The organism is Streptomyces sp. NPDC031554 (assembly GCF_055580685.1).
This window is the reverse complement of sequence record NZ_JBVIKX010000008.1, coordinates 326,871-353,721: the sequence shown is the minus strand read 5'-3', so window position 1 is coordinate 353,721 and position 26,851 is coordinate 326,871. Positions and strand designations below refer to the sequence as shown.

22 protein-coding genes and 1 pseudogene are annotated in these 26,851 nt (G+C 75.2%); 14 read left to right on the top strand and 9 right to left on the bottom strand.

Annotated features, from left to right (window positions below; translation table 11 throughout):
* Window position 1: 1 nt before the first annotated feature.
* The 4 genes from ACZ5FU_RS22630 to ACZ5FU_RS22615 all read left to right on the top strand — a co-directional run bounded on the left by ACZ5FU_RS22630 (window position 2) and on the right by ACZ5FU_RS22615 (window position 6,535).
* Window positions 2-2,119: an NHLP family bacteriocin export ABC transporter peptidase/permease/ATPase subunit gene (locus ACZ5FU_RS22630; protein ID WP_469046483.1), complete on the top strand. Its 2,118-nt coding sequence runs from the start codon at window positions 2-4 to the stop codon at window positions 2,117-2,119.
* 1 nt (window position 2,120) lies between these two features.
* Window positions 2,121-5,012 carry an NHLP bacteriocin export ABC transporter permease/ATPase subunit gene (locus ACZ5FU_RS22625; RefSeq protein ID WP_468836362.1) on the top strand — a complete coding sequence of 964 codons (2,892 nt, stop codon included), beginning with the start codon at window positions 2,121-2,123 and terminating at the stop codon, window positions 5,010-5,012.
* Between the two features lie 207 nt (window positions 5,013-5,219).
* Window positions 5,220-6,245 (top strand): Ppx/GppA family phosphatase, encoded by a 1,026-nt coding sequence (locus tag ACZ5FU_RS22620; RefSeq protein ID WP_451527635.1) that lies wholly within the window; start codon window positions 5,220-5,222, stop codon window positions 6,243-6,245.
* Between the two features lie 62 nt (window positions 6,246-6,307).
* Window positions 6,308-6,535 carry a hypothetical protein gene (locus ACZ5FU_RS22615; protein WP_451527634.1) on the top strand — a complete coding sequence of 76 codons (228 nt, stop codon included), beginning with the start codon at window positions 6,308-6,310 and terminating at the stop codon, window positions 6,533-6,535.
* Between the two features lie 510 nt (window positions 6,536-7,045).
* On the opposite strand, the gene ACZ5FU_RS22610 is transcribed toward ACZ5FU_RS22615, so the two are convergent.
* On the bottom strand, window positions 7,046-7,654 hold the full coding sequence (locus ACZ5FU_RS22610; protein WP_468643294.1) for a flavodoxin family protein: 609 nt from the start codon (window positions 7,652-7,654) through the stop codon (window positions 7,046-7,048).
* A 126-nt stretch (window positions 7,655-7,780) separates the two neighbouring features.
* Here ACZ5FU_RS22610 and ACZ5FU_RS22605 point away from each other — a divergent pair, with 126 nt between their 5' ends.
* The 3 genes from ACZ5FU_RS22605 to ACZ5FU_RS22595 are packed head-to-tail and all read left to right on the top strand — an operon-like array spanning window position 7,781 to window position 9,641.
* Window positions 7,781-8,788 carry an iron-containing redox enzyme family protein gene (locus ACZ5FU_RS22605; protein WP_468836359.1) on the top strand — a complete coding sequence of 336 codons (1,008 nt, stop codon included), beginning with the start codon at window positions 7,781-7,783 and terminating at the stop codon, window positions 8,786-8,788.
* 45 nt (window positions 8,789-8,833) lie between these two features.
* On the top strand, window positions 8,834-9,463 hold the full coding sequence (locus tag ACZ5FU_RS22600; protein ID WP_451527631.1) for a HemK2/MTQ2 family protein methyltransferase: 630 nt from the start codon (window positions 8,834-8,836) through the stop codon (window positions 9,461-9,463).
* Window positions 9,444-9,641: a CDGSH iron-sulfur domain-containing protein gene (locus ACZ5FU_RS22595; RefSeq protein WP_366056508.1), complete on the top strand. Its 198-nt coding sequence runs from the start codon at window positions 9,444-9,446 to the stop codon at window positions 9,639-9,641. Before ACZ5FU_RS22600 ends, ACZ5FU_RS22595 begins: the two co-directional genes overlap by 20 nt.
* A gap of 166 nt (window positions 9,642-9,807) precedes the next feature.
* Here the strand turns inward: ACZ5FU_RS22595 and ACZ5FU_RS22590 are convergent, their stop codons facing one another.
* Window positions 9,808-10,239 (bottom strand): protease inhibitor, encoded by a 432-nt coding sequence (locus ACZ5FU_RS22590; RefSeq protein ID WP_451527630.1) that lies wholly within the window; start codon window positions 10,237-10,239, stop codon window positions 9,808-9,810.
* Between the two features lie 260 nt (window positions 10,240-10,499).
* Here ACZ5FU_RS22590 and ACZ5FU_RS22585 point away from each other — a divergent pair.
* Window positions 10,500-10,625, top strand: a pseudogene (locus ACZ5FU_RS22585) (alpha-hydroxy-acid oxidizing protein); the annotation flags it as partial.
* Window positions 10,626-10,692: 67 nt separating this feature from the next.
* On the opposite strand, the gene ACZ5FU_RS22580 reads toward ACZ5FU_RS22585, so the two are convergent.
* The 4 genes from ACZ5FU_RS22580 to ACZ5FU_RS22565 form a co-directional block, all read right to left on the bottom strand.
* A complete protein-coding gene (locus ACZ5FU_RS22580; protein ID WP_451778131.1) occupies window positions 10,693-12,336 on the bottom strand; it encodes a ricin-type beta-trefoil lectin domain protein in 1,644 nt (547 codons plus the stop codon).
* 427 nt (window positions 12,337-12,763) lie between these two features.
* A complete protein-coding gene (locus tag ACZ5FU_RS22575) occupies window positions 12,764-13,141 on the bottom strand; it encodes a toxin Doc (RefSeq protein ID WP_382786019.1) in 378 nt (125 codons plus the stop codon).
* 3 nt (window positions 13,142-13,144) lie between these two features.
* Window positions 13,145-13,390 (bottom strand): hypothetical protein, encoded by a 246-nt coding sequence (locus ACZ5FU_RS22570; RefSeq protein ID WP_451527628.1) that lies wholly within the window; start codon window positions 13,388-13,390, stop codon window positions 13,145-13,147.
* A gap of 207 nt (window positions 13,391-13,597) precedes the next feature.
* Window positions 13,598-15,838, bottom strand: a complete 2,241-nt coding sequence (locus ACZ5FU_RS22565) for a glycoside hydrolase family 9 protein (RefSeq protein ID WP_468643286.1) — start codon at window positions 15,836-15,838, stop codon at window positions 13,598-13,600.
* Window positions 15,839-16,220: 382 nt separating this feature from the next.
* On the opposite strand from ACZ5FU_RS22565, the gene ACZ5FU_RS22560 reads away from it, so the two are divergent.
* Both ACZ5FU_RS22560 and ACZ5FU_RS22555 read left to right on the top strand, forming a co-directional pair.
* The gene (locus tag ACZ5FU_RS22560) at window positions 16,221-18,653 is read left to right on the top strand and encodes a SpoIIE family protein phosphatase (RefSeq protein WP_468643284.1); all 2,433 of its coding nucleotides are present in this window, start codon (window positions 16,221-16,223) and stop codon (window positions 18,651-18,653) included.
* A gap of 311 nt (window positions 18,654-18,964) precedes the next feature.
* Entirely contained in the window at window positions 18,965-19,594 is a 630-nt protein-coding gene (locus ACZ5FU_RS22555; protein ID WP_451527625.1) for a DUF4232 domain-containing protein, read from the top strand.
* A gap of 64 nt (window positions 19,595-19,658) precedes the next feature.
* Here ACZ5FU_RS22555 and ACZ5FU_RS22550 read toward each other — a convergent pair whose 3' ends face one another.
* A complete protein-coding gene (locus ACZ5FU_RS22550) occupies window positions 19,659-21,626 on the bottom strand; it encodes an RICIN domain-containing protein (protein WP_451778269.1) in 1,968 nt (655 codons plus the stop codon).
* Between the two features lie 407 nt (window positions 21,627-22,033).
* Window positions 22,034-22,549: a flavoprotein gene (locus ACZ5FU_RS22545; protein ID WP_468836350.1), complete on the bottom strand. Its 516-nt coding sequence runs from the start codon at window positions 22,547-22,549 to the stop codon at window positions 22,034-22,036.
* A gap of 240 nt (window positions 22,550-22,789) precedes the next feature.
* Between ACZ5FU_RS22545 and ACZ5FU_RS22540 the strand changes: the two genes are divergently transcribed.
* Together ACZ5FU_RS22540 and ACZ5FU_RS22535 are read left to right on the top strand one after the other, a co-directional pair.
* Window positions 22,790-23,413 carry a LysE family transporter gene (locus ACZ5FU_RS22540; protein WP_451527622.1) on the top strand — a complete coding sequence of 208 codons (624 nt, stop codon included), beginning with the start codon at window positions 22,790-22,792 and terminating at the stop codon, window positions 23,411-23,413.
* Between the two features lie 152 nt (window positions 23,414-23,565).
* The gene (locus ACZ5FU_RS22535) at window positions 23,566-24,018 is read left to right on the top strand and encodes a nitroreductase family deazaflavin-dependent oxidoreductase (RefSeq protein ID WP_451778126.1); all 453 of its coding nucleotides are present in this window, start codon (window positions 23,566-23,568) and stop codon (window positions 24,016-24,018) included.
* Window positions 24,019-24,122: 104 nt separating this feature from the next.
* Here ACZ5FU_RS22535 and ACZ5FU_RS22530 read toward each other — a convergent pair whose 3' ends face one another.
* Entirely contained in the window at window positions 24,123-25,040 is a 918-nt protein-coding gene (locus ACZ5FU_RS22530; RefSeq protein WP_468647088.1) for a cation diffusion facilitator family transporter, read from the bottom strand.
* Between the two features lie 395 nt (window positions 25,041-25,435).
* On the opposite strand from ACZ5FU_RS22530, the gene ACZ5FU_RS22525 reads away from it, so the two are divergent.
* Together ACZ5FU_RS22525 and ACZ5FU_RS22520 are read left to right on the top strand one after the other, a co-directional pair.
* Complete coding sequence (locus ACZ5FU_RS22525; RefSeq protein ID WP_469046481.1) at window positions 25,436-26,413, top strand: glutathione S-transferase family protein; 978 nt, start codon at window positions 25,436-25,438, stop codon at window positions 26,411-26,413.
* Between the two features lie 88 nt (window positions 26,414-26,501).
* A complete protein-coding gene (locus tag ACZ5FU_RS22520; RefSeq protein ID WP_469046479.1) occupies window positions 26,502-26,798 on the top strand; it encodes a DUF4235 domain-containing protein in 297 nt (98 codons plus the stop codon).
* The last annotated feature ends 53 nt before the right edge of the window (window positions 26,799-26,851 follow it).

Sequence of the window (26,851 nt, the reverse complement as noted above, 5' to 3'; positions counted from 1 at the left end):
GATGGAGGCCGTGGAGTGCGGTGCCGCCTCCCTCGCCATGGTCCTCGGCCACTACGGCCGGCACGTCCCGCTGGAGGAGCTGCGCATCGCGTGCGGGGTGTCGCGGGACGGCTCACGCGCGAGCAACCTGCTGAAGGCGGCCCGCGGTCACGGCCTCACCGCCAAGGGCATGCAGATGGACCTGGCGGCCCTCGCCGAGGTGCGGGCGCCCGCGATCCTCTTCTGGGAGTTCAACCACTACGTCGTCTACGAGGGCATGGGCCGCCGCTTCGGCCGCCGGGGGGTCTTCCTCAACGACCCCGGCAAGGGCCGCCGGTTCGTGCCGATGGAGGAATTCGACGGCGGCTTCACCGGCGTGGTGCTGGTGCTGGAGCCCGGCGAGGACTTCGCGCGCGGCGGGCGCAGACCGGGAGTGCTGGGCGCGGTGCCGGCCCGGCTGCGCGGCACCGCGGGCACCCTGCCGGCCGCCGTGCTGGCGAGCCTGCTGCTGGTCGTGGTGGGCGCGGCGGTACCGGCGTTGAGCCGGACCTGGATCGACACGTTCCTGATCGGCGGTCAGACCTCGCTGCTGGAGGTGCTGTTCGCGTCCATGGGGGCGTGCGTGCTGCTCACCCTCGCGCTGACCTGGCTCCAGCAGGCCAACCTGCACCACGGACGGATCGTCTCCTCGACGCTGTCCGGCTCCCGCTTCCTGCGCCATCTGCTGCGGCTGCCGGTCACCTTCTTCTCCCAGCGCAGCCCGGCCGACCTGGTGCAGCGCCTCCAGTCGAACGACGCGGTGGCCGAGACCCTGGCCCGCGACCTCGCGTCGGCGGGCGTGGACGCGGTGGTCGTCGTCCTGTACGCGGTCCTGCTCTACGCCTACGACCCGCAGCTGACGTTCGTCGGCGTCGGCGTGGCCCTGCTGAACCTGGTCGCCGTGCGGGTGGTGATCCGGCTGCGCGCGACCCGGACGGCGAAGCTGCGCGCGGACACCGCGCGGCTGACCAACACGGCTTACACCGGACTCCAGTTGATCGAGACCATGAAGGCGACCGGCGGTGAGGACGGCTACTTCCGCAAGTGGGCCGGGCAGCACGCCACCACGCTGGAGGAGCAGCAGCGGCTCGGCGTGCCGAGCGCCTGGCTGGGCGTGGTCGCGCCGACGCTCGCGACCGTCAACAGCGCGCTGATCCTGTGGATCGGCGGGATGCGGGCGATCGAGGGCGCCGTCTCGGTGGGTCTGCTGGTCGCCTTCCAGGCGCTGGTCGCCCGCTTCACCGCTCCCCTGACCCGGCTCAACGGCGTCGCGGGACGCATCCAGGACTTCGCGGCGGACGTGGCCCGGCTGAAGGACGTGGAGGACTTCCCCGCCGACCCGCTCTACGACCGCCGCTCCGGCGGGGACTCCACCCGCCGGCTGCGCGGCCAGGTCGAGCTGGAGAACGTCGGCTTCGGCTACAGCCCGCTGGACGCGCCGCTGCTGACCGGCTTCGACCTGAGTGTCGGGCCGGGGCAGCAGGTGGCGCTCGTGGGCGGCTCGGGCAGCGGCAAGTCGACGGTGTCCCGGCTGATCTCGGGGCTGTACGCACCGTGGGAGGGCGTGATCCGCATCGACGGACAGCGCCTGGAGGACATCCCGCGCGGGGCGCTCGCCGCCTCGGTCTCCTTCGTCGACCAGGAGGTGTTCCTCTTCGAGGGCACGGTCCGCGACAACGTGGCGCTGTGGGACCCCTCGATCCCCGACGACGCGGTGGTGGAGGCGCTGCGGGACGCCGCCCTGTACGACGTCGTCGTGCGGCGGCCCGGCGGCATCCACGGCCGGGTCGAGCAGGACGGCCGCAACTTCTCCGGCGGGCAGCGCCAACGCCTGGAGATCGCACGGGCGCTGGTGCGCCGGCCCAGCGTCCTGGTGCTGGACGAGGTGACCAGCGCGCTGGACGCGGAGACCGAGCAGACCGTCATGGACAACCTGCGCCGGCGCGGCTGCGCCTGCGTGGTGATCGCCCACCGGCTCAGCACGGTGCGCGACAGCGACGAGATCGTCGTCCTCGCGCACGGCACGGTCGTGGAGCGCGGACGGCACGAGGACCTCCTCGCGCGCGGCGGGGCGTACGCGGCACTGGTCAGGGAGAGATGAGATGACGGCCGTACCCGAAGGCGCCGTACCGGGAGGCGCCGTGCACGCAGGCGCCGTGCCCGGAGGCGATGCCGTCCTGTCGGCGCTGGGAGGTGCGGGCACGCGGCTGGAGTGCGCCGGGACCGGCCCGCTCGACCTGGAGGGTCCGCAGGTGCTGTGGCTGGTCGCGGCCGGCGCACTGGACCTGTTCGCGGTGGACGCCGAGCGGGCGGGCCACTGGCATCACCTGGGCCGGCTGGAGGCGGGCGCACTGCTGCTCGGCCCGGTCGCCGGCCCCCGGCACACCCTGGTGGCCCGCCCGCTGCGCGACTGCGTGGTGCACCGTGTCGCCCTGCGCGAGCTGCACCGGCAGGCGGGCACCGGGACCTGGTCCTACGACGAGCACGGCGCCCCCCGGCACGTACCGCCCGCGTCGAGCCCGCTGGAGTACGCCCTCGCCCTCGGCGTCGGCCGCGGACTGGCCGTCCTCTTCCGGGCGCCGACGGCCGCCGAGCGGACCGCGCGGGACGGGGTCACCGCCGCACGGGCGGGCGCGGGGGACGACGACGACGTGTTCTGGATGCAGGTGCCGCCCGGCAGCGTCCGGTACGGCTCGCCGTACGAGGCGGAGGCCGCCGCCGACCTGCTGATGGACCCGGCCTTGTGGCAGTCCGTGGTCGACCAGCAGTACCGCCTGCTGACCGTCCTGGACCGCTGGATCGAGCAGCTGGAGCACGCCCACGAGACCCGCACGGCCGCCGGCATCGAGGCCGGTGAGGCGGTGCGCGCGCAGGCCGACCGGACCCTGCTGGCGTCGATCGGCCACAAGGCGGGGCCGCGCGCGACGGCCGCCGACGCGGACGCCACGTTCGCCGCCTGCCGGCTGGTCGCGCGGGCGGCCGGCATCGCCCTGGTGGAGCCGTCCCGGACGGGCGCCGGCGACGACCGTCTCGACCCGGTCGAGCGGATCGCGCTGGCCTCCCGCGTGCGCACCCGCGCCGTGCGGCTGGACCGCCGCTGGTGGCGCGACGACGTCGGCCCGCTGGTGGGCCACCGGGCGCTGTCGGGGACGCCGGTCGCCCTGCTGTGGCGGCGCGGCGGCTATGTCGCCGTCCACCCCGCCACCGGCCGCGAGACACCGGTGGAGAAGGCCAACGAGGCGGAGTTCGCGCCGCGGGCCGTCATGTTCTACCGTCCGCTGCCCGAGCGGCGGCCCGGTCCGCTGGGACTGCTGCGGTTCAGCATGCGGGGCACCGGCCGCGACCTGGCGAACCTGCTGCTCAGCGGGCTCGTCACGGTGGTGGTCGGCGCGCTGGTGCCCATCGCCACCGGCAAGGTGCTCGGCGAGTACGTGCCGAGGGCCCAGCAGGGGCTGGTCGGGCAGGCCTGCCTGGCCGTGCTGGTCGGCGGGGTGATCGCGGCGGCGTTCCTGCTGCTGCAGAACATGACGGTCCTGCGGCTGGAGGGCCGCATCGAGGCCACGCTCCAGCCGGCCGTGTGGGACCGGCTGTTGCGGCTGCCGACGCGGTTCTTCGCCGAGCGCTCCACGGGGGAGCTGGCGAGCGCGGCCATGGGCATCAGCGCGATCCGCCGGCTGCTGGCGGGCATCGGCCCGTCGGTCGTGCAGTCCGTCACCGTCGGGGCCGTGAACCTGGGCCTGCTGCTCTGGTACAGCGTCCCGCTGGCACTGGCCGCGATCGGCATGCTCACCGTCGTCGCCGCCGTGTTCCTGGGGCTCGGGCTGTGGCAGGTGCGCTGGCAGCGCAGGCTGGTCACGCTCTCCAACAAGCTGAACAACCAGGCGTTCCAGACCCTGCGCGGCCTGCCGAAGCTGCGGATCGCGGCCGCGGAGAACTACGCCTACGCCGCCTGGGCCGGCGAGTTCGCCCGCAGCCGTGAACTCCAGCAGCGGCTCGGCCGGATCAAGAACCTCAGCACGGTCCTCGGGGCGGTCCACCTGCCGCTGTGCTCGCTGCTGATGTTCATGCTGCTGGCCGGTCCGGCGCGCGGCGCGCTGTCGGCGGCGGACTTCCTCACCTTCCACACGTCGTTGACGATGCTCCTCACCTCGGTGATCTCGCTGACCGGGGCGTTCGTGTCGGCGGTGGCCGCGCTGCCGCTGTTCGAGGAGATCCGGCCGGTGCTGGAGGCCACCCCGGAGGTACGGGCGGACGGTGCCCGGCCGGGCCCGCTGTCCGGCGCGGTCGAGGCCCGCCGGCTGTCGTTCCGCTACTCCGACGACGGCCCCCTGGTCCTGGACGACGTGTCCTTCGCGGTACGGCCGGGCGAGTTCGTGGCGGTCGTCGGCCCCAGCGGCTGCGGCAAGTCCACGCTGCTGCGCCTGCTCATCGGCTTCGACCGCCCGGTCTCGGGCAGCGTGCTGTACGACGGGCAGGACCTGGCGGCCCTCGACCAGTCGGCCGTGCGCCGGCAGTGCGGGGTGGTGCTCCAGCACGCCCAGCCGTTCACCGGCTCGATCCTGGACGTCATCTGCGGCACCGGATCGTACACGCCCGAGGAGGCGATGGCGGCGGCCGCGATGGCGGGCCTCGCCGAGGACATCGAGCGGATGCCGATGGGGCTGCACACGATCGTCTCGGGCAGCGGCTCGGTCTCGGGCGGTCAGCGCCAGCGGCTGATGATCGCCCAGGCGCTGATCCGGCGGCCGCGGATCCTCTTCCTCGACGAGGCGACCAGCGCCCTGGACAACGAGACCCAGCGCACGGTCATCGACAGCACCCGGGGGCTCGACGCCACCCGCGTCGTCATCGCCCACCGCCTGTCGACGGTGCTGGACGCCGACCGGGTCGTGGTGATGGAGGACGGCAGGGTCGTCGAGCAGGGTCCGCCGTCCCTGCTGCTCGCGGACGCCGGCGGGCGGCTGCGCGAGCTGGTGCGGCGGCAGCTGACCTGAGGCGGCGGGGCGACGGCACTGCGGCACACGGGACGCCTGGTCGCCCGGCACCCGGCACCCGGCACCCGGCACCCGGCACCCGAGGGTCCCCGTACCCCGGTGTCCGATTCCCCGGTGTCCGATTCCCCGGTGTCCCGGTGTCGGTGTGAGGAAGTCGGCTGCCGGGGACCGACGTAGGAGGCGGTCCCGCCGGGTACTCGACCGGCCATGAGAATCAGCGTGCTGGACGTGGGATCCAACACCGTGCGGTTGGTGGTGGCGGACGCGCGGGACGGCGTTCCGCTGCCGGTGCACACGGCGAAGTGGCGGCTGCGGCTGTCCGAACAGGTCAAGCCGGGCGAACCCGTCCCCGACGAGGCGGTCGAGCGCCTGGGCGACGCGGTCGCCGCCGCGGACCGTACGGCGGCCCGCTGGGGCGCGACGAGCCCGCTGGCCTTCGCGACCGCCGTGGTGCGCAACGCCCCGAACCGGCGGGAGGTGCTGCACGCGGTCACCGCGCGCAGCGGTGTCCCGCTGTGCACCCTGCCGGGCGAGGTGGAGGCCGAGCTGACGTTCCTCGGGGCCCGGCGCTGGATGGGCTGGCGGGCGGGGCCGCTCGCGCTGATGGACATCGGCGGCGGCTCCTTCGAGGTGGCGTTCGGGCGGGGCCGACTGCCGGACTTCGTGGCGTCGCTGCCGCTGGGGGCCGGACGGCTGACCCACGAGTTCTTCGCGGACGAGGACCCGCCGCCCCCGGACCGGGTGCGCGAACTGCGCCGCAGGGTGCGCCACCAGCTCCGGGACGTGGCCGCCCGGATCCGCTGGGAGGGGCCGCGCACCGCGGTGGTCACCTCGCGTACGTTCCAGCAGCTGGCCCGGTTGTGCGGGGCCCCGCCCGGCCGCCACGGCCCGTTCGTCGCCCGCACGCTGAACGCCGCCGATCTGGGCGAGGCGGTGGTCATGCTGGCACGGCTGCCGGTCGCGGCCCGTGCCGATCTGCCCGGCATCTCCGCGCCGCGCGCCGCGCAGAGCCTGGCCGGCGCGGTGGTCGGGCACACGGCGATGAAGCTGATCGGCCTCAGGACGGTCACCGTCTGCCCGTGGGCGATCCGCGAGGGCGTCCTGCTGCGGCACATCGAGGAGGGCTCGTCCTGGTGGGCGGAGGTGATCCGGCTCTCCGAGGAACCGGCGCCCGAGGAGCCGGCGCCCGTGGAACCGGTGCCCCTGCGGGTCGCGGCCGCCGTCACGAACTGACCGAACCCGGCCGGGCGCCGCGCGGAAGCGCAGACCCGGCATCGAGAGGAAGGGAGCCATCCATGTCAGAGGACGCCCAGCGCCCCGACGACCGGGACGAGCACGAGGAACAGGGCACCGGCGAGGACCGGCGGGACCGGCCCCGGACCGCGCTCGAAGAGGTGATGCGGGAGATCGAGGAGGCCGAGCGCCGCACCGACGAGGAGCAGCAGAGCCGTCACGGCCGGGGCGAGGCCGGCGAGGCCGTCACCCCGAACACCCGGGCCCAGGAGGAGTCCCGCGGGGACTGACGGCCGCCGGGCCGAGGCCGCCGGGCGTTCCCCGGGTGCCCGGCGGGCCGGCCGGGCCGGATCGACGGGCCGACCCGGCGGAACCGCCGACCGGGCCCGACGGACGGAACCCGCATGCCCCGACCCGACCGGCTCGCTCCGCCCCACCGGCTCAGCCCAGCCCGACCGGCTCACCCCGGCCCGGCCCGGCACCACCGGCCCGGCCCGGCCCCAGGGAACCACCCACCGGACCCGGCCCCACCGGATCAGCCCAGCCCGACCGGCTCACCCCGGCCCGGCACCACCGGCCCGGCCCCAGGGAACCACCCACCGGACCCGGCCCCACCGGATCAGCCCTGCTGAGCTCGATCCGACCGGCCCGACGGCCGGACCGACCGGCCCGCCCTGCCCGACCAGACCGGCCCGCCCCGTTCCCCCCGGCGGAACCACCCGCCGGGCCCGGCCGGACGGGCCCGGCCGGACGGGCCCGGCCCGCCGGACGTACCGGCGGCCCGGCCCTGTTCGACCGGCTCAGCCCGGCGGCGGCCCCAGCGGGCGTTCGGCGAGGGCCCGGGCGACCCCCGCCAGATTGGCGGCCATGGCTCGTCCGGTGCGGTGCGACCAGTCGCGGCCGCGCTGCTCGTCGAGGTAGTCGGGTCCGGCTCCGGGGCCCAGGTGCCAGTACGTCCAGGCCTGGCCCGGAACGGTGTAGCCGATGTCGGCCAGCGCGCCGGAGATCTCGCCGATGACGTGGTGGGCGCCGTCCTCGTTGCCGGTGACGACGACGCCCGCGACCCGGTTGTAGGCGACGGGGCGGTCCTCGTCGTCGGTCTCGGAGAGCATCGCGTCCATCCGCTCCAGCACCCGCTGGGCGACGGAGGACGGCCGGCCCAGCCAGGTCGGCGAGGCCATGACCAGGATCTCGGCGTCCAGCAGCCCGGCGTGCACCGCCGGCCAGCCGTCGCCCTCGCGGACGGGGTCGCTGGTGACGCCGGGTTCGATGTCCAGGTCGACGGCCCGGACCACCTCGACCCGGACCCCGTCCTTCTCCAGCGCGTCCACCACGACCCGGGCGAGCGCCTCGGTGTTGGAGGGTTCCGGCGACCTCTTGAGCGTGCAGTTGATCACGAGTGCCTTCATGACGCTGCCGAGTACCCCTGCGGGCCCGGCCGACTCGGGGGGACGACCGGCGGCCGGAAGGCAGTGGACGGCGGGGGCGGCCGGCGGCCGGAGGATGACCGGCGGCCGAGGGGGTACCCGGCCGCCATGGCACACGAAGGACCACGGCTTCCCGTCGCCCGCGGCCCCGTCTCCGCGGCTGTCCGGGAGTACCTGCTGGGCACGGGCCCCCTGCTGCCCGCCGGAGCGGTGGCGGGCGCGCCCGCGTACGGCGACGACCTCCAGCTGGCCCTCTACCTCTGCTACGAGCTGCACTACCGCGGCTTCGCCGGGGTGAGCGCCGGCCTGGAGTGGGACCCCGACCTGCTGCGGCTGCGCGCCGCGCTCGAAGACCGCTTCCTGACCGCCCTGCGCGCCGACACGCCGGTTCACGACAGTGTCGAGGACGCGCTCGCGGAGCTGCTGGTCGAACCGGTGGACGGCAGCGGCGTCTCCCACTTCCTGCGCGACGAGGGCGAGTTGTGGCAGCTGCGCGAGTACGCGGCCCAGCGCTCCCTCTACCACCTCAAGGAGGCCGACCCGCACGCCTGGGTGCTGCCGCGGCTGTGGGGGCGCGCCAAGGCCGGGATGGCGGCGGTGGAGTTCGACGAGTACGGCGGCGGCCGCCCCGAGCGGGTGCACGCACGGCTGTTCGCGGACCTGATGACGGACCTCGGCCTGGACACCGCGTACGGCCGCTACGTGGAGGCCGCCTGCGCCGAGGCGCTGGCCACGGTCAACGTCATGTCGCTGCTCGGCCTGCACCGACGTCTGCGCGGCGCGCTGGTCGGTCACTTCGCGACGGTGGAGATCACCTCCTCGCCGGGTTCCCGGCGGCTCGCGGAGGCGATGCGCCGCGCGGGCGCCGGCCCGGCCGCCGAGCACTTCTACGACGAGCACGTCGAGGCCGACGCGGTCCACGAGCAGGTCGTACGGCACGAGGTGATCGGCGGTCTGCTCGAGGAGGAGCCGCAGCTCGCCGCCGACGTGGTGTTCGGCGTCGGTGTCACCACCCTGCTGGAGGACCGGCTGGCCGCCCGGCTGCTCGCCTCCTGGCGGGCCGGCCGTTCCTCGCTGCGCACCCCCCTTCCTTCCGAGATGGCCCATATTTCTTGATTGCCCGGGTACTCGGCGGCCGTGAATACGCTGGTACTTCCGGGCGTGTACGCCCCTCAGGAGGACACCGACCTGCTGGCCGGGGCGCTGTCCGAAGAATCCCTGCCGCCGGGTGCCGACGTCCTCGACGTCGGCACCGGCTCCGGCGCGCTGGCCCTGGAGGCCGCGCGACGGGGAACCCGCGTGACCGCCGTCGACGTGTCCCGGCGGGCGGTGTACGCCGCCCGCTGGAACGCGCGGCGGGCCGGGCTGCCGGTGCGCGTGCTGCGCGGGAACCTCTTCGAACCGGTGCGGGGCCGGACCTTCGACCTGGTCCTGGCCAATCCGCCCTATGTGCCCGCGCCGAGCGGCGACCGCGCGCCGCGCGGACCGGCCCGCGCCTGGGACGCGGGCGACGACGGCAGGCTGGTGCTGGACCGGATCTGCCGCGAGGTGCCGGGGCTGCTGCGGCCTGGCGGGGTGCTGCTGCTGGTGCACTCCGCGCTGAGCGACCCGGACCGGACCGTCGGGCACCTGCGCGCGGCGGACCTGAAGGCGGCCGTGACGCGGCGCCACCGCATTCCGTTCGGGCCCGTCCTGCGCTCCCGGGAGGAGTGGCTGCGGCGGCGGGGCCTGCTGTCCGGTGACGAGAACAACGAGGAACTGGTGGTCGTCCGTGCCGAACTCCCCCGCTGACCGGCCGCGCCGGCTCAGCGTGCAGCGCAAGGGGCCCCTGCTGGTCGAGGGGCCCGTCGAGGTGGAGCTGGAGGACGGTTCCACGGTCGTCTCCGACCGCTTCCGGGTCGCCCTGTGCACCTGCCGGCGCAGCCGCCGCTACCCGTGGTGCGACACGAGCCACCGCGACCGGGCCTGACCGGCCCGCCCCGCGGGGCGTCGCGCGCGTGTGCCAGGGGCCGGCGGGCAGCCCCACACTGCCCGCCGGCCCCTGGTCGCGGGATCGCCGTGTCGTCCGTGTCAGTGGCTCGCACTCCCCACGTCACGAGCCGTTCACTTGCCCACGGAGCCACGCGACCCCGGTCTCAGAACGCGAAGAGGACACTCCCGGAGGAGTTCTTCACGCACTCGTTGGAGAAGGTGCGCTCGTAGGAGACGCGCTTGCCCTGCCACACCCCGTCGACGGTGACGACCACCGGGTCGTACTCCCTGGTGCACCAGGCGTCACCCGGGTCGGCCAGCAGCTCCAGGTCGCCGCCGGCCGACCGCAGTTCGGCGCAGGCCGAGGCGGCGGCGGGGTGGCTGCCGGAGGGGCCCGGCGCACAGGTGAGGGTGACGGCCCGGGCCGGGCCGGCGACGGCGGCGCTCTCTCCGTGCCCGAGGGTGAGCACCAGGGCCGACGGGGCGTAGAGCGAGGCCGGGGCGGCCGGGGCGGCGAGCGCGGACCCGGTGAGGGGCCCGCAGACTGCGGCGGCCGTGAGGCCCAGGGTCGCTGCCCAGCGCGCGGTGTTCCGCATTGTGTGCATCCTTCCGCTCGTTTCGAGGGTGTGCCGGTCCGGCTCGGTCGGTGCCGGACGCGGCGAGCGCGAGTCTGCCGACTTCGCCGCCGGAACTCACATCGACCCCACGTGTTTCGGTAACCTTGCGTATTGAATCAGTGGCGTGAAGTAACGGAATTCGAACGTTCCAACCGCCAGGGCAAGCGCTTCATGATCCCTCGGCAGGCCGGGGTGTCCGGTTTTCCCAGGCTCGGCAATCGTCCGGAAACATTCCCCGCGGGCAGCCCGGCGTGGAGCACGTGATCCGCTGTCCGCTCGCCGAACCGGAGCTCACGCTCGCCCTGTCCGCTCACGCCGGTCCGGCGACCGTCGGCCCGGCGGACCTGGAGGAGAACGCCGGCTGACGGTCCGGGAGTCGGCGGAACCGGAGGAGAACGCCGTCCGACGGCACGGGAGTCGGGGGCGGGCCGCTCAGGCGGTGCGGTCCGACAGTTCGACGGGGCGTGCCGCGGGCGACCCGGTGCCGGTGATCGACAGCGAACCGGTGGCGGCCGGTGTCGCGTCGGTCTGCCAGCGCTGCCCGTCGGAGGGGTCGCGGACCTTGACGACGACGTCGGCGCCGGGGTCCGCGCCGGCCGCGGTGAGGGCGAGGGAGTCGCTCCAGCGGGGCAGCAGCTCCCCCCGCGGCGTGAGGTCGTAGCGGACGTCGTCGGCGCGCGGGGTGTCGGCGCCGGTGCACGCCTCCAGGATGACGACGCCGGCGTCCGCGTGGGAGTCCACGCACAGCCGCGGCTCGGCCAGACTGCGCAGTTGCCCGTCCTCCTCGTACGACCACTGCTGGGACCGGTCGTCGGAGCAGTCCGCCAGTTCCAGGGCGGCGCCCGCCCTCGCCTCGCCCCGGACGTCCAGGCACAGGTCGGCGGCGAGGTTGCGCAGCCGGGTCTGTCGCGGGGCGCCGGGGAGTTGGGCGGTGTCGGGACCCGAGGGGAGCGTGGGGGTGGCCCGGGGCCCGCTGTCGGAGGAGGCGGTGCCGCCGGCCGGGGAGGCGGCCGGGTCGGCGGGACCGTCGTCGGTCCACAGGCCGGCGGCGAGCAGGGTGGTGAGCAGGCCGGCCCCGGCGAGGCCCACGCCCGTGAAGAGGGCTCGCGGGGAACGCGGTCCGGCGCCGGTTCCGCGGCCGGACGAGGGGGTGCGGGTGAACAGTCCCGCGGCACGGCGCGTGCCGCGGGGGCGGCCGCCGCGGTGCCGGGCGGAACCGCGCAGGCGCGCGGACTGCCGGGCGGCGCGGCCGGGCCGGGACTCGACGTAGCGGCGGGCTCCCCAGCCGAGGACCGCCTCGGCGAGCAGGATGCCCAGGTCGCCCTCGAAGTGGCCGAGTTGTTCCGCCGCGGCACGGCAGTAGCGGCAGGCGTCCAGGTGTCGGCGGACGTCCGGCAGGAGGTCGCCGCCGCGGCCGATGGGGACGTCGAGGAGGCGGTTGTAGAACCGGCATTCCTTGCCGGGCGCGAGCTCCCGGTGGGCGCGGACGCATCCCTCGCGCAGCTTCTCCCGGGCCTGTTCGTGGAGGGCGGTCACGGTGTCGGTGTCCATGCCGAGCAGGCCGGCGGCGACCGTGACGCGCTCGGCCTCGACCTCGGCGTGCCAGAGCACGCAGCGGGCGACCGGGGGCAGGCTCGCGAAGGCGCGTTCCGCGAGCAGCCGGTTCTCGGGGGTCAGGGGCGGGGCGGCCTTCATCCCCCGGGCGCCGGCCGGCTTGCCGAGGTCGGGCAGCGTCGCGGAGAGCGCCTCGTCGGCGGCCCACCGGCGGACGGTGTCGCGCACGGCGACCAGGAGGCGGGGGCGCAGCGCGGTGCCGGGCTCGCCCAGTTGCAGCCGGTCGAGGACCTGGTGGAAGGCGGCGGCGGTGACCATGGAGGCGACGCCGGTGGACGAGGCGAGGCAGATCACCGCGTAGTCGTGCACCGGCTGCCAGTGCCGTGCGACGAGCACCGCGGTGGACTGGGCCACCTCGTCGTCCGTCCCCCCGCGGGTCCCCGCGGCGAGGGACTCGTCGGATTCCCCCGGTCCCGGGCCGGGCGGGGGGTAGGGCGGGCGAGGGGGCTGGGGGGTGAGCACGGTGCGGCTTCCTTCGGTACGTACCTGTCCGGCGCGGCGGGGGCACGTGTCCGCCTCCGCCGGCGAACACGGGGCACCCGGCCCCGGCCCCCGCACGAGTGGCTCACCTTCGCACAACCGAGTCGCGCGCAACAAGCCGCCGGAGGTTCCCGGCCGCTGTTGAAAGAATGTCGACAGCGGACGCCGGTTGCGTCCCGCTTTCGCCGCGTTCGGCCCCCCTCCTCCGCCGGCCCCGTCGGCGTCCGAGCCGGGCGCGTGCCGTGCGGACCGGGCGCCCCGCGTGCGGCGCGCGTACGGGTCCCGGGTCTTCGGGTCCGTCCCGGTTCCGCCCGCATTCGCTCGAACACGGGCGGACACAGGCGGACACAGGCGGATACGGGCGGATCAACCCGGCTCTCCTGATCCGCCCGGGTCTCCTCGGAGCCGCTCAGATCTGCCAGGAACGCAGCCGGTCGGCCGCGCCGTAGACGTCGGTCTTGCCGTCGATCAGGTCGCGGGTCAGGTCGACGAGGGCCCCGTAGGGCGGGTCGATGCCGACGCCGCTGACGAACATGTAGGCCACCGCGGTCGCGCTGGCGAAGCGGGCGTTGGCCGAGGGCAGGGGCTTGAGCAGCGCGAGGGTGTGCAGCAGCGCGGCCGCCCGCCAGGCCGGGTCGGAGTCCACGCCGAGCCGCGGCGGGTCGACCCGGTGACGGGCGACGGCGGCGACGAGCGCGGAGAAGTCGTTGACGGTCGGCTGGTCCGGCAGGACCTCTTCGTGGCGCTGGAGCAGCCAGGGCACGTCGATATGGATGACTGGGGTCATCGGTCAGGCGACCCGCCCCTCGCTCCTGACGGACACCTCGTCCTCGGGGAACGCCGCGGCGAACTCGTCGGCGTGGGTGGCGAAGAACCTGCGGAAGGCCTCCGCCCCCTCCTGGAGCGCGCGGTGCCTGGCTATGTCGGCGGCGGCGGCCTCCCGGACGAGCGCCTTCATCGACGTACCGCGTTCCTTGGCGATCTGCCGCAGGTCCTCCAGCTCGCGATCGCTGAATTCCACATTGAGGGCTGGCATGTTCTTCACGGTACCGCTCGGGTACTGACTCGTAAATATCCCCTGGTCACACCGGAGGGAAGACGGTACCGAACGGTGCCCGAGCGGTCCCGTCCGCGGTCGGTACCGGGCGGGTTCGGACACCGTCCGGTCACGAGCGGTCCGTCCGCGGCCCCGGGCGGTCCCGGTCCCGGCTCCGCCGATCCGGGACCGGGACCGCCCGTCGGCTCAGCCCTGGTCGGCCACGAAGGAGGCCATCCGGGCCAGGGCGGCGTTCCAGTTGATCGCCGTCTCGTTCGTCGACCAGGACTGGATGTCGTCGATGTAGCAGAACTGCCCGACGCAGCCCGTGAGTTTCGCCTGGGCGAGAGGGTCCTGGATGCTGGAGTTCGGGCCGCCCGCGAGCGTGCCGGCCGGGGGGCTCGGCAGCCGGGGGTCGAGCTGGTGGGCGTACCAGCGGCTGTGCTGCCGGTGGGCGGTGACGTCTCCGTAGCCGGTGACGTAGGAGATGTTCAGCGCGTTGCGGCCGAGGACGTTGTCCATGGCCTGGACGGCTCCGTCGCGGTACTTCGAGGCGCCGGTGATGTCGTAGGCGGTGGCGACGACCACGGCGTTGTTGAGGACCTGGTGGGCGGAGCCCCAGTCGTAGCGGTTGTCCTCCGGCGCGTACGGCATCCCGTACGCCTGGCCGCGCAGGGTCGCGAGGTAGGCGTCCGCGCCCTTGACGACCGAGCGGCGCACCGCGTCGCGGCCGGGCAGGCGGCTGGGGACGGTCGCGAGGTCGAGGCGGGCCGCGGCGGCGGTCCGGGACCAGTCGAAGCCCCGGGGGACGAAGACGTCGGCCGTGTGCACGGGCGAGTTCAGGACGTGGTCGGAGAACTGCCGTTCACCGGTGGTGAGATACAGCTCGGCGGCCGCCCAGTAGAACTCGTCGGTGACGTCGTCGTCGTTGTAGGCGCCGCCGCCGGTGCCGTCGGCCGGGTCGGCGTACACCGCGGGGTGGGCGAGGGCGGCCGTCCAGGCCTTGCGGGCGGCGGTCAGCGCGCGGGCGGCGAAGGCCTTGTCGTAGGGCTTGTACAGGCGGGCCGCCTGGGCCGCGGTCGCGGCCAGGTTCAGGGTCGCGGCGGTGGTCGGCGGGTGCAGTTCGCGCTTCTGCGGGTCGTCGCTCGGCAGCATCGGCAGGCCGGTCCACTGCTCGTCGTGGACCTTGTGGTGCGCCATGCCGGCCAGCGGCCGGCCGTCCGGCACCTGCATCCTCAGCAGGAACTCCAGTTCCCAGCGGGCCTCGTCGAGGACGTCCGGCACCTTGTTGCCGCTCTCGGGGAGCGCGAGGGTGCCGTCGCCGAGCTTCGCCGGGTCGCCGGTGCGGGCCGTCAGGGCGCGTTCGTGGGTGCTGAGCAGCTCCCAGGCGGCGATGCCGCCGTTCACGACGTACTTGCCGTGGTCGCCGGCGTCGTACCAGCCGCCGGAGACGTCCAGCGTGTAGTCGCACACGCCCGGTTGGCACGGCACGGAGGTGTCGCCCAGGTTGGGGGCGACACCGAGGTGGCCGGCCGCCCTGCCGTAGCCGGGCCGCAGGTCGTCGCGGATCGCGATGCCGCTGCGCTGCGGGTAGTAGTACTTGACGGCGTCCAGGCGGAGCCGTTCGTAGGCGGCCGTGCCGACGTCGAAGGGGTGGCTGGTCTCGCCGTCGACGACCAGGGTGAAGCCGGTGCCGCGGGTGCGGTGGGCGCTGAAGTCGACGGAGTGGACGTGCTGTCCGGAGGAGGCGTCGAGGCCGCGCGGCACGGTCCAGCCGCGCGCGACGGTCGCGCCGGCGGCGCTCCTCAGCTCCCAGGGCAGCTTCGCGGCGGCGTCGGTGACGAGGGTGGCGTTCTTCGGGCCGGCGGGCAGGTAGCCGACCTGGTTGACGCGCACCCGCGGCCCGGTGTCCGGCTCGTACACCTCCGGCGGCACTCCGCCCAGCAGGGACACGTCGTCGAGGCAGAACCGCCACGGATCGGCGCTGCCGCCGACCTGGAAGGCCACCTGCCCCTCGGTGGAGTCGACCTGCGAGGTGAAGGTGTAGGAGTACGACCCGGCCGACTCCGTCAGCACCGGGCTCGCCTCCTGCCAGGTGTCGTAGGGCGCGACGGACTGGCCGACGATCGCCCGCACCACGTGTCCCTCGGGCACGCCGGACGCCGCGAAGGAGAACCGGTAGGTCTGCCCCGCGACCAGGGTGATGCCGCCCTGCCCGACGGCGGAGTCCCACCGGTTGACGGTGCCGCCCGGCACGTCCGCGCACAGCCGGCCCTCCGACGGGGCGGCGGTGACGTTGCTGGACCACCACGCGTCGGCGCCGGCGTCGAAGGTGCCGTTCCTGACCTGCTCGACCTCCTCGGCCCCGGCCCGCGGCACGGGCAGCGCGGTGAGGGCCGCACCCAGCAGGGCCGCCAGGGGCAGCAGGGTGGTTCTGCGTCGTTTCACGTCCGGGCACCTCCGGGAGGGGGAGGAACGCTCGTCGACGGTGCGATGGGAGCGCTCCCAATGACGGTCGGAGGACATGTTTGTGGCAGTCGTGACACCCCGTCAACGGTTCGGACGGGACGGCTTGGCCTCACCGGCGCCCGCCCCGTCCGGATCCGGCCGGTTCCCCGGCCCCTCCCCGAGCCCCGGTCCCTCCCCGAGCCCGATCCCTCCTGGAGCCCGGGTCCCTCCCCGCCTCCGGGCCGGGTGCGACGGGCGCGGTTCCTCCTTCCGGGGAGCGCGCACGGCGTCGCGGGGCAGGCGGGAAGGTGACGACAGGGCCTAGGCTGGAGCGCATGCGGCGCACCCGTTCACTGTGAGTTCCCGCGATGGAGTGGCGACGATGAGCCCGGAGTATCCGTTCGACGAGGCCGCGACGGCCCGGGTGGTCATCGACGAGGCCGGCACGGTCGTCGGATGGAACGAGGGCGCCCGGGCCCTGCTGGGCTGGTCCCCGGCCGAGGTCGTGGGGCGGCCCGCCGCCGAACTGCTGGCCGAGGGCGGCCTCCCCGCGGCCGCCGCCCCCCGCTGGGACGGCACGCTCGCCCTGCGCCACCGGGACGGCCGGTCCGTACGGGTCTGGCTGCTCGCCCACCACCGGCCGCCCCACGACGGCGTACCGGCCACCTGGCTCGTCGTGACCCCGCTCCCCGGTGCCGGCGTCCGCTCCCCCGACGACACCCTGGCCACGGCGGCGCTGGCCCAGGCGCCGTGCGCGGTCGCCGTCTACGACGAGCGGCTGCGCCTGGTCCGGCTCAACGACGCGATGGCCGAGATCGTCGGGCTGCCCGAGGAGCGCGTCCGGGGCCTCAGGGTCTCCGAGATCGGCGGCCGGCCGCAGAGCGCGGAGCTGGAGGGGCACATGCTCCGGGTGCTCGCCGGCGGGCGGCCCGAGGACGTCCGGATCCACACGCGCACCGGCGGCGAGGAGCGCGGGCACGCCTGGCTGGCCAGGTTCGCGCCGGTCACCGATGCGGCGGGCCGCGTGCGCGGGGTGTGTCTGGCCGCGCACGACTTCACCGAGAACCACCTCGCCCGCGAGCGGCTGCTTCTGGTCAACGAGGCGAGCGTGCGGATCGGCAGCACCCTCGACGTCACCCGGACGGCTCAGGAACTGGCCCAGGTCTGTGTGCCCGCGCTCGCCGACCTCGTCAGCGTCGAGCTGCTGGAGCAGCGGGAGGAGGCCGATCCGCCGGCCCGGCTCACCGCTCCGCTGAGCCTGCGCCGTGCCGCCCACCACTCGGTCGATCCCGACGGCCCGGCAGGCGTGGCCGGGCCCGGCGAGGTCCGGGACCACCCGGCGGGATCGCCGCAGGCCGACTCGCTGACGACGGGGCACACCGTCGTCGCGTCCACGCTCTCGGCAACGGCGACGGCAACGTCCACGTCCGCGCCCTCGCCGACGGCCGCGTCCGTGTCCGCGGACGGGCCCGGCGCGCGGCCGGACCGGGGCCCCTCGCGCGGTGCGCGGGTCGGCGGACCCGGCGTCCACGCCACGATGTCCGTCCCCCTCAAGGCCCGCGGCGTGACGCTCGGGGTGGCGGTCTTCACCCGGTACCGGCGACAGGACTCCTTCACCCCGGACGACGTGCTGCTCGCCGAGGAGATCACCGCCCGGGCCGCCGTCTGCATCGACAACGCCCGCCGGTACTCCCGCGAGCGGGAGACGGCCCTCGCCCTGCAGCGCAGCCTGCTCCCGCGCAGCCTGCCGGACACCCTCGCCGTCGACGCCGCGTCCCGCTACCTGCCGGCCACCCGCACCGGGGTGGGCGGCGACTGGTTCGACGTGATCCCATTGTCCGGGATGCGGGTCGCCATGGTCGTCGGGGACGTGGTCGGACAGGGCATCCAGGCCTCCGCCACGATGGGCCGGCTGCGGACCGCCGTGCGCACGCTCGCCGACATCGACCTGGCCCCCGACGAGCTGCTCACCCACCTCGACGACCTCGTCGTACGGCTGTCGGAGGAGGCCGGCGGCGAGGGCGACCCCGGCGAGGTGGGCGCGACCTGTCTCTACGCGGTGTACGACCCCGTGTCCCGGCGGTGCACGTTCGCCCGGGCCGGACACCCCGCGCCGGTGCTGCTGCGGCCGGGCGGAGAGCCGCACCGGGTCGAACTGCCCGCCGGTCCCGCGCTGGGGGTCGGCGGACTGCCCTTCGAGTCGGCCGAGCTGGAGCTGGCCGAGGGCAGCGTGCTGGCCTTCTACACGGACGGGCTGGTCGAGTCCCGGGAGCGGGACGCCGACACCGGTCTCCGGCTGCTGGACAAGGCCCTCGCCGTGTACGCGGACTCCCTGGACGAGACCTGCGACCGGGTGCTGCACGCCCTGCTGCCGCAGGGCGGCGCCTCCGACGACGTGGCCCTGCTGCTCGCCCGCACCCGCGGGCTGCCCTCCTCGCAGGTCGCCACCTGGGACATCCCCGCGGACCCCGCGCTCGTGGCACCGATCCGCAGGCAGGTGGTCGAGCAGCTCACCCGCTGGGAGCTGAGCGAGCACTCGTTCACGGCGGAGCTGGTGGTCAGCGAGCTGGTCACCAACGCCATCCGGTACGGCGCCAAGCCCATCCGGTTGCGGCTGATCCATGACGCGACCACCCTGATCTGCGAGGTCTCCGACACCAGCCACACCGCGCCGCACCTGCGGCGGGCCAAGACGTTCGACGAGGGCGGCCGGGGGCTGCTGCTGGTCGCCCAGCTCACCCAGCGGTGGGGCAGCCGGCACAACGCGGAGGGCAAGACGATCTGGGCGGAGCTGGGACTGCTCGGGGACGACTGAGACGGGGCACGGGCGAGCGGCGTGTCGGCCGTGTCCCGGCGGGCACCCGCTCCGTTACCGGAGCGGGTGACGCGACGGCGGAAGGTGGAGCGATGACGGATGCGGCTCCGGCACACGCGGACCGGTCGTCCACGGGTCTGACACGTCCGTCCCGGGCGGGCGCGCACCGGGTGGACGCGTTCCCGGCGGACGTGTTCCCGGCGGACGTGTTCCGGGCGGGCGCGTCCCCGGCCCGGTCGCCGCGGGCCCGCCCGGCCTCGGCGCGCCGGTCGTGGCGGGGCCGGCGCGGCCCTCGTCCGGCCCTTCTGGCCGTGGGTGCCCTGGCGGTGCTGGGGTCGCTGAGCGCCTGCGGCGGAGGCGGCGCGGACGGGACGGGCTCCGCGCCCGCGTCCTCGTCGCTGTCGGCGTCGGTGTCGACGTCGGCGTCGTCCCCGCCGCCCCCGTCCCCGTCGACGGCGACGTCCGCGCAGACGTCCACGGCTCCGGTCGCCGCCTCCCCCGCGCCCCCGTCCGCCGCGGGCGGTCGCTGTCGCACCGCGGAGCTGCGCGCCTCCGTCGGACGCGGCGATCCCGGGGCCGGGCAGCGGAACTTCCCCGTCGTCCTCACCAACGCCTCCGGGCGGACGTGCACCGTGCGCGGCTATCCCGGGGCCGCCTTCCTGGACGCCTCCGGCCGGCAGCTGGGTCCCGATCCCCGGCGGGAGCCGGGGGCGGGGCCGGTCACCGTGACGCTGACGCCGGGCGGCAGCGCGTGGGCGGGGCTGACGTTCTCCCACCCCGAGGTCAGCGGGGCGGAGGCGGCGACCCCCACGACGCTCGTGGTGACCCCGCCCGACGAACGGGACCCGCTGCGGGTGCCGTGGACGGGCGGGGAGGTCCCCGTGGCGGGCAACGCGTCCTCGGTACGGCTCACCGTGCTCGCGCCCGGTACCGGCCCCTGACCCGGCGTCCGACCCGTCCACGGCCGGGCCGGCCGTGCCCTCCGGCGGCGGCCGGCCGTACCGTCTAGCGGCGGCCGGCCGTACCGGAGTCGCCGTGGCCGCGCCCGCCGTAGTCGTGGTCGTGCTCCGGGGTGGTGTCCGGGCAGGGGGTCCCGAAGGGGGAGGCGCAGGCGGTGGCCGCGGGGGCGGGAGTGGTGGTCGGGACCGGGGTGGACGTCGGGGCCGGCTCCGGGGCGGACGGGGAGGCCGGGGGTTCCGACGCGCCGGGGGCTGGAGACCGGGCCGGGGTGCCGGTGTCGGTGAGGGCGCCGCCGACGCCCCAGTGGACGACCTGCATGCGGGGGTCCGGCCGCGAGGTGTCGATCACCCAGCGCTGGGCGCCGCTGTCCGTGCGGTTCTTCAGAACGAGGGCCCCGGAGCCGTCGGTGGCGGCGGGCGCCAGGGCGAGGTTCTGGTCGGAGCGCGGGACGAGCGTGCCCTGGAGGGTGAAGTCGTAGCGAACGCTTCGGGCGCCGGGCTGCGAGGCGCCCGCGCAGGGGGCGAGCCGCACCGCGTACCCGAGGCCGGAGTCCAGGCAGAGGTCCGGGGCGCCGGTGTTGCGCAACTGCCCGTCGCCCTCGTACGACCACTGCTGGCCCGCGTCCGAGGAGCAGGTGGTCAGCTCGGTCTCGGCGTCCTTGACGGCCTTCGTGCCGACGATGCCGATGCACAGCCCCGAGGCGACGTTGTGCAGGCGGCCGCGCAGGGTGCCCTGGGTCTCCTCGCCCGCGCCGATCCGGGAGGGGCCGGAGGTGGAGGCCTCCGTGCCGGGGGCCGGGGTGGCCGCCGTGCCGTCCGGGGAGGGGGCGGAGTCCCCGGACGGCACCGACCACAGCACGAGCGGGAGGACGACCAGCCCGCTGACGGTGAGCACGGCGACGGCCAGGTTGCGGCGCCGGACGCGGCGGGCCGCCTGGTGGGCCGAAAGGCGGGAGACGGGGCGGGGGGTCCCGCCGGAACCGGAGCCGGAGCCGGGAACGTCGTGCGGGCGCGTGCCCGGCGCCTGGGCCCCGGCCCGCTCGCCGTCGCCGCTCGCCCAGCCGGGGGGTGCGGCGGGGGACGGCGTGTCGTCGGTGAACGCCTCGCCGACGGCGGCCGGCCGCGGGGGCGGTGCCGTCGCGGGCGCGTCGGTGGAGGGTTCGGTCCTGGCCCGCAGGTAGGCGGCGGCGCCCCAGCCGAGGACGCCCTCGGCGAGGGCGAGGGCGAGGCCCGCCTCGAACCGGCCCAGCTGGTCGGCGGTGTGCGCGCAGTGCCGGCAGTGGCCGAGGTGGGCGCGCAGGTCGGGGTCGACGTCGATGCCGCCGCGGCGGCAGGTGACGTCGAGAAGCCGGTGGTAGCGGTGGCAGTCCTCGTCGACGGCGAGTTCGCGGTGGCCCTGGAGGCACTCCTCGCGGAACCGCTCGCGGGCCCGGCGCAGTTCCAGGCGGGCGCCCTCCTCCTCCAGGCCGAGCAGTCCGGCCGGGACGGCGAGGGGTTCGGCCTCGATCTCGGTGTGCCACAGCAGGCAGCGCGCGGACTGGGGCAGCCGCTGGAACGCCCGGGACAGCAGCCGGCGGTGCGCGGGTGGCAGCAGCCGGGCGGCCGGCCGTTCGCCGGCGTCCTCGGCGGCGCGCACGTCGGGGTGGAGCAGGTCGCGGCGGCCGTCGGAGTCCCACTCCGCGGCGATGCGGCGCACGGTGACCAGAAGGTGGGGGCGCCAGGCCGAGGCCGGCCCGTTCTGCCGCAGGGCCTCACCGAAGAGCCGGGTGAAGGCGGCCGTGGTGAGCATGCCGGCCGCGCGCTCGCCGTCGGCGCACAGCCGCGCGTAGGCGAAGGCCGCCTCCCAGTGCCGGTCCAGCAGTTCGCCGACGGGGTGCGACGCGGGCGAGCTGCCCGTCCAGTTCTTGAGGTCGTCGCCGAGTTGTTCGTCCGTCACCTCGAAGCGGCGCGCCGAAGAGAATTTCGACAGGCCTGCGTCTTTCACGGCTGCATTCCTCCCGGGGACATGCGGCATAAAGTCCGTACCAAAGGGGTGCGCGAACCCGTCCTCGCAGTGGCGGGATTCCTTGCGCACAGCGTTCGACATCCCGAACGTCCGCTGGGTACGGCTCTTTTGGCGTGTGGGGGGTGAGGACGGGGATGCCTCGGGCGCACGGCCGGGGAAAACCCCCGCGCGCCGACGAGGCCCCACCCTGGCACAGCCGGACCGGACAGAACAAGGGATCTCACGATTTCGCACATTGCCCACCACGGCAACGATTTTGACGGAACGTCAATCACGATCGCCATTCGGGGCGGTCGCGATAATGGTGCCCCTTTTCGGGGGTGATTGCGGGGCGCGTTCCGTCGACGGGCGGGCGGGACGCGTCCGCGCCGGGGATCCCCCGCGCGTGCCCCGTCCCGCCCCGTACGCGCCCCGTCTCAGGCGATCAGGTCCAGCACCCGCTCCCAGCCGAACTCCGCGCCCCCGGTGCCGTCGTGGGGGTGTCCGAAGCGGACGCCCATCCCGCGCAGCCGTATCAGGCTCTCCTGGTAGGCGGGGTGGCCGGCCAGCGCGTCGTTCACGCAGGGCAGGACGCCCACGGGAACGCCGAGGCCGACCGCCTCGGACAGGGTGGCCAGGGCGAGGGTGTCGGCGATGCCGGCCGCCCATTTGTTGACCGTGTTGAAGGTGGCCGGGGCGACGACGACCGCGTCGGGCGCGGGGAACGGCCGCGGTTCGCCGGGCCGTCGCGAGGCCGAACGCACGGGCCGGCCGGTGCGCGCCTCGGCGGCGGCCGTGTCGAAGAAGCCGTCCGCGGCGACGGGCGTCGCGATCACGCCCACCTGCCACCCCCGCTCCTGCGCGGCGGTGATCAGCCTGTCGACGTCCGCGGCGATGCCGGCGGCGCAGACGACGACGTAGAGGAAGGGCGGTTTCTCGTCCTGTGCGGTCACGCGCGCACCCTACTGAAGAGGGAGGGCGGCCCGCGTCCGGCCCCGCGCGCCGACGGCCCGGACGGACGGCCCGGACGGCCCGGACGGCACGGAAAACGCCTTGCCGGGACGCGGCCTGCATCCGCAGGCTCTGTCCATGCCCATGCTCGTCGCACCGTCGTCGCCGTCGTCCGCCGCCGTCCTCGTGGCGCCGGACCGACAGCCGGCCGGCGTCCGCCCGGGGCCCGAGCCGGCGCGCCCGTGACGGCCGCGCTGGTCGCCGGCCTGGTCGCGGGGTACGGCATCGCCGTCCCCGTCGGCGCGGTCGGGACCTACCTCGTCTCCCTCACCGCCCGCACCTCCCTGCGCACCGGTGCGAGTGCCGCGCTCGGCGTCGCCACCGCCGACGGGCTCTACGCCCTGCTCGCCACCCTCGGCGGCTCGGCCCTGGCGGCCGCGCTGCGTCCCGTGCTCGGTCCGCTGCGCTGGGCCTCGGCCCTGGTGCTGCTGGCCCTGGCGGTCCGCGGCGCGGCGACGGCCGTACGCCACCACCGTGCCCGCCGGCTCGTCGTGCGGACCGCTCCCGCCCCGTCGGGTCCGGCGCGGGCCTGGCTGGGCATGCTCGGCCTCACCCTCCTGAACCCGGCCACCGTGGTCTACTTCGCGGCGCTCGTCCTCGGCACCGGCGCCGCGGACGCCGTACGCCCCGCGGAGCGGGCCGTGTTCGTGCTGGCGGCCTTCGCCGCGTCCGCGAGTTGGCAACTGCTGCTCGCCGGGAGCGGCGCCCTGCTGGGCCGGGCGCTGACCGGCCACCGGGGCCGGCTGCTGACCGCGCTCGGGTCGAGCGCGGTCATGACCGCGCTGGCTCTGCGCAGCGTGATCTGAGTGATCCGAGTCATCCGAGTGATCCGAGTGGCCTGATCGTGGCGGTCCGGAGCGCGGCGGGACCACGGTGCGTCGCGCGGCGGATGAAACGCGCCGGTGCCAGTGTTGACGGTGGACGCCGGCCGACGACACGACGAAGGGACGAATGCCCCATGCCTCTCGAGGGCGAGTACGAACCGAGTCCGACCCAGTGGGTGCGCGAGCAGGTGGAGTTGTACGAGAGCTCCGGCGGCACCCGGGGGACCACGCTCCTGGACACCGGAAGGCCCGTGATCGTCCTGACGACCCGGGGCTCGCGGAGCGGGAAGATCCGCAAGACGCCCCTGATGCGGGTGGAGCACGAGGGGCACTACGCCGCGGTCGCCTCGCTGGGCGGGGCCCCCGAGCATCCGGTCTGGTACTTCAACGTCAAGGCCGATCCGCGGGTGGAACTCCAGGACGGACCGGTCAAGCAGGACATGAGGGCCCGTGAGGTGACCGGCGAGGAGAAGGCGCGGTGGTGGGAGCGCGCGGTCGCCGCGTTCCCCCAGTACGCCGAGTACCAGGAGAAGACGGACCGGGAGATCCCCGTGTTCGTCCTGGAACCGGCGGACCGGCCGCACTGACCCGCCGGCCCGTGCGGGGGTGCCGGCCGGCACCCCCGCACGGGGTCCCGGGGGAAAACCCGCCCGCGACAGGCATGGACGGGTTCCTGCCGGGCAGTCGACTGTCAGGCCCCGCCGCGCTCCCCCGTCGCGGCGGGGCTTTCGCCGTGCTCCCGGCAGGCGCGGTCGGTGACGTCGAGGAAGATCTGGTCGGCCTCGGGGACGACAGCGGCCAGGGAGCGCTTGATGCGCATCGCGACCTTCTCGACGTGTTCGCTGTCCATCCCCGGCACCAGGTCGACGCGGGCGGCCACCAGCGCCGAGTCCACGCCCGTGCGCATCGTGAACAGCCCCTCCACGCTGTCGATCTCCGGCTGCGCCTCCAGCAGGGCGCGGATCCGGCCGGCGGTCCCGGGGTCGGCGGCCTCGCCGATCAGCTGGTCGCGGGCCTCGCGGCCGAGGCCGTAGGCGACGCAGACCAGGAGCGCGCCGATCGCGAGCGAGGCGGACGCCTCCCACACCACCTGGCCGGTCACCATGTGCAGGACCATGCCGGCCGCGGCCAGGGCGACGCCGAGCACCGCGGTGCCGTCCTCGGCGAGGACCGTGCGCAGGGCCGGGTCGCGCAGGCCCGCGGTGCCGCCCTGGCGGCGCGCCTGGTGCAGCGCCCGCAGCAGCGAGGCGCCCTCCGCGAGGAAGGCCACGCCGAGCACCACCAGGCCGGCCACGTAGCCGCTGAACTTCTCCTCGGTCTCCGCGTGCAGGGCCTCGACGCCCTGGAAGAAGGAGAAGCAGCCGCCCATGACGAAGATGCCCACGGCCGCGAGGAGCGACCAGAAGAAGCGTTCCTTGCCGTAGCCGAAGGGGTGCCGGCTGTCGGCGGGGCGGCGGCTGCGGCGCAGCGCGGCGAGCAGGAAGATCTCGTTGAGGCTGTCGGCGACGGAGTGCGCCGCCTCGGACAGCAGGGCGGGCGAGCCCGCGAGCAGGCCCCCGGCCAGTTTGGCGACCGCGATGACCAGGTTCGCCCCGAGCGCCACCAGCACGGTGACGCGGGTACTGCGGTCGGCGGCGGGTCCGGCGGCGCTTCTCCCGGTCGTCCCCCGGGCCGTCGCACCGTCCGGGGCCGTCGCACCGTCCGGGGCCGTCGCACCGTCCCGGGCCGTCGCACCGTCCCGGGCCGTCGCACCGTCCCGGGCCGTCGCACCGTCCCGGGCCGTCGCACCGTCCCGGGCCGTCGCACCGTCCGGGGCCGTGCCCCGCGCGCCCGTGCGGTCCGGGGCCGCGGTCCGCGCGGTGGCGGCTTTCGCGGTCGTGGCTTTCGATGAAGTTCCCGTCACCTCCGCCGGTTGCCCCGGCGGATCGGACTCATACCGTGCGGTCGGCGGAAAACGGGGAAGGCGGTGGACGACGCACGTACGCACCACGACCGGGAGGAACCATGGCGGGCCGGGCCGGGAGCCACTTCGCCGACCGGATCACCGCGGACGGCCGCGACGGGTGGCCGGTGGCGGCCGGCCGGTACCGCCTGGTCGTCAGCCGGGCCTGCCCGTGGGCGAGCCGCGCCGTGATCTCCCGGCGGCTGCTCGGGCTGGAGGACGCCCTGTCGATGGCGATCACCGACCCGGTCCAGGACGACCGCAGCTGGCGTTTCACCCTGGACCCCGACGGCCGGGACCCGGTGCTCGGCATCCGCTTCCTCGCCGAGGCCTACGAGCGGCGCGAGAAGGGCCACCCCGGCGGGGTGAGCGTGCCGGCGATCGTGGACGTCACCGACGGCAGACTGGTCACCAACGACTATCAGCGCATCACCCTCGACCTCGCCACGGAGTGGAGCGCCCTGCACCGGGAGGGGGCGCCCGACCTCTACCCGGAGCCGCTGCGCGACGAGATCGACGCGGTCGCGGCCGAGGTGTACGAGGACGTCAACAACGGTGTGTACCGGGCGGGTTTCGCCCACCGGCAGGACGAGTACGAGGAGGCCTGCGCGGCGGTCTTCCGGCGGCTGGAACTGCTGGCGTCCCGGCTGGCCGGGCAGCGGTACCTCGTCGGCGACACGATCACCGAGGCGGACATCCGGCTGTTCACCACGCTGGTGCGGTTCGACGCCATCTACCACGGCCACTTCAAGTGCAACCGGTGGAAGCTGGCGGAGAACGAGGTGCTGTGGGCGTACGCCCGTGACCTCTTCCAGACGCCGGGGTTCGGCGACACCGTCGACTTCGATCACATCAAGCGGCACTACCACCAGGTCCACACCGGCATCAACCCGACCCGGATCGTCCCCCTCGGCCCCGACCTGTCCGGCTGGCTGGCCCCGCACCACCGGGAGCGGCTCGGCGGGCGGCCGTTCGGCGACGGGACGCCGCCGGGTCCGGTGCGGCCGGGCGAGGAGGTCCCGCCGCGGGGCCGCCCCTGACTCCCCCGCACCCCCGTCCCACCCCCGCACACCAGTCCCTCTACACATCAGTCCCTACGCATCAGTCCCTACGCATCAGGAGGTACACGTGGGAAAGAAGCAGAAGCTCCCGCTGGTCTACCAGCCCGTCGGATTCGCCTTCGGCTGGGCCGGCGGCGCGCTGGCGGGAATGGCCTTCCGCAAGATCTGGAAGGTCGTCCGCCACGAGGACGACGCGCCGGACGCCCTGGACCGGGACCGCGGCTGGGGGGAGGTCCTCCTGGCCGCGGCGATCCAGGGGGCGATCTTCGCCGCGGTCCGCAGCGCGGCGGACCGCGCGGGTGCGAAGGCCATCGAACGGTCCACCGGCGTGTGGCCGTCGAAGGACAAGGGCGGCCGGGACTGACGGGCGCGGCCGGCGCCGCCCCGGCGGGGGGCGGCGCCGGCCGCGGGGCTCCT

Excerpts from the sequence above, each read along its gene's own strand:
- ACZ5FU_RS22630 (WP_469046483.1), top strand. The coding sequence starts at position 2 with ATGGAGGCCGTGGAGTGCGGTGCCGCCTCCCTCGCCATGGTCCTCGGC.
- ACZ5FU_RS22625 (WP_468836362.1), top strand. The coding sequence starts at position 2,121 with ATGACGGCCGTACCCGAAGGCGCCGTACCGGGAGGCGCCGTGCACGCA.
- ACZ5FU_RS22620 (WP_451527635.1), top strand. The coding sequence starts at position 5,220 with ATGAGAATCAGCGTGCTGGACGTGGGATCCAACACCGTGCGGTTGGTG.
- ACZ5FU_RS22615 (WP_451527634.1), top strand. The coding sequence starts at position 6,308 with ATGTCAGAGGACGCCCAGCGCCCCGACGACCGGGACGAGCACGAGGAA.
- ACZ5FU_RS22610 (WP_468643294.1), bottom strand. The coding sequence starts at position 7,654 with ATGAAGGCACTCGTGATCAACTGCACGCTCAAGAGGTCGCCGGAACCC.
- ACZ5FU_RS22605 (WP_468836359.1), top strand. The coding sequence starts at position 7,781 with ATGGCACACGAAGGACCACGGCTTCCCGTCGCCCGCGGCCCCGTCTCC.
- ACZ5FU_RS22590 (WP_451527630.1), bottom strand. The coding sequence starts at position 10,239 with ATGCGGAACACCGCGCGCTGGGCAGCGACCCTGGGCCTCACGGCCGCC.
- ACZ5FU_RS22575 (WP_382786019.1), bottom strand. The coding sequence starts at position 13,141 with ATGACCCCAGTCATCCATATCGACGTGCCCTGGCTGCTCCAGCGCCAC.
- ACZ5FU_RS22570 (WP_451527628.1), bottom strand. The coding sequence starts at position 13,390 with ATGCCAGCCCTCAATGTGGAATTCAGCGATCGCGAGCTGGAGGACCTG.
- ACZ5FU_RS22560 (WP_468643284.1), top strand. The coding sequence starts at position 16,221 with ATGAGCCCGGAGTATCCGTTCGACGAGGCCGCGACGGCCCGGGTGGTC.
- ACZ5FU_RS22550 (WP_451778269.1), bottom strand. The coding sequence starts at position 21,626 with ATGCCGCATGTCCCCGGGAGGAATGCAGCCGTGAAAGACGCAGGCCTG.
- ACZ5FU_RS22535 (WP_451778126.1), top strand. The coding sequence starts at position 23,566 with ATGCCTCTCGAGGGCGAGTACGAACCGAGTCCGACCCAGTGGGTGCGC.
- ACZ5FU_RS22525 (WP_469046481.1), top strand. The coding sequence starts at position 25,436 with ATGGCGGGCCGGGCCGGGAGCCACTTCGCCGACCGGATCACCGCGGAC.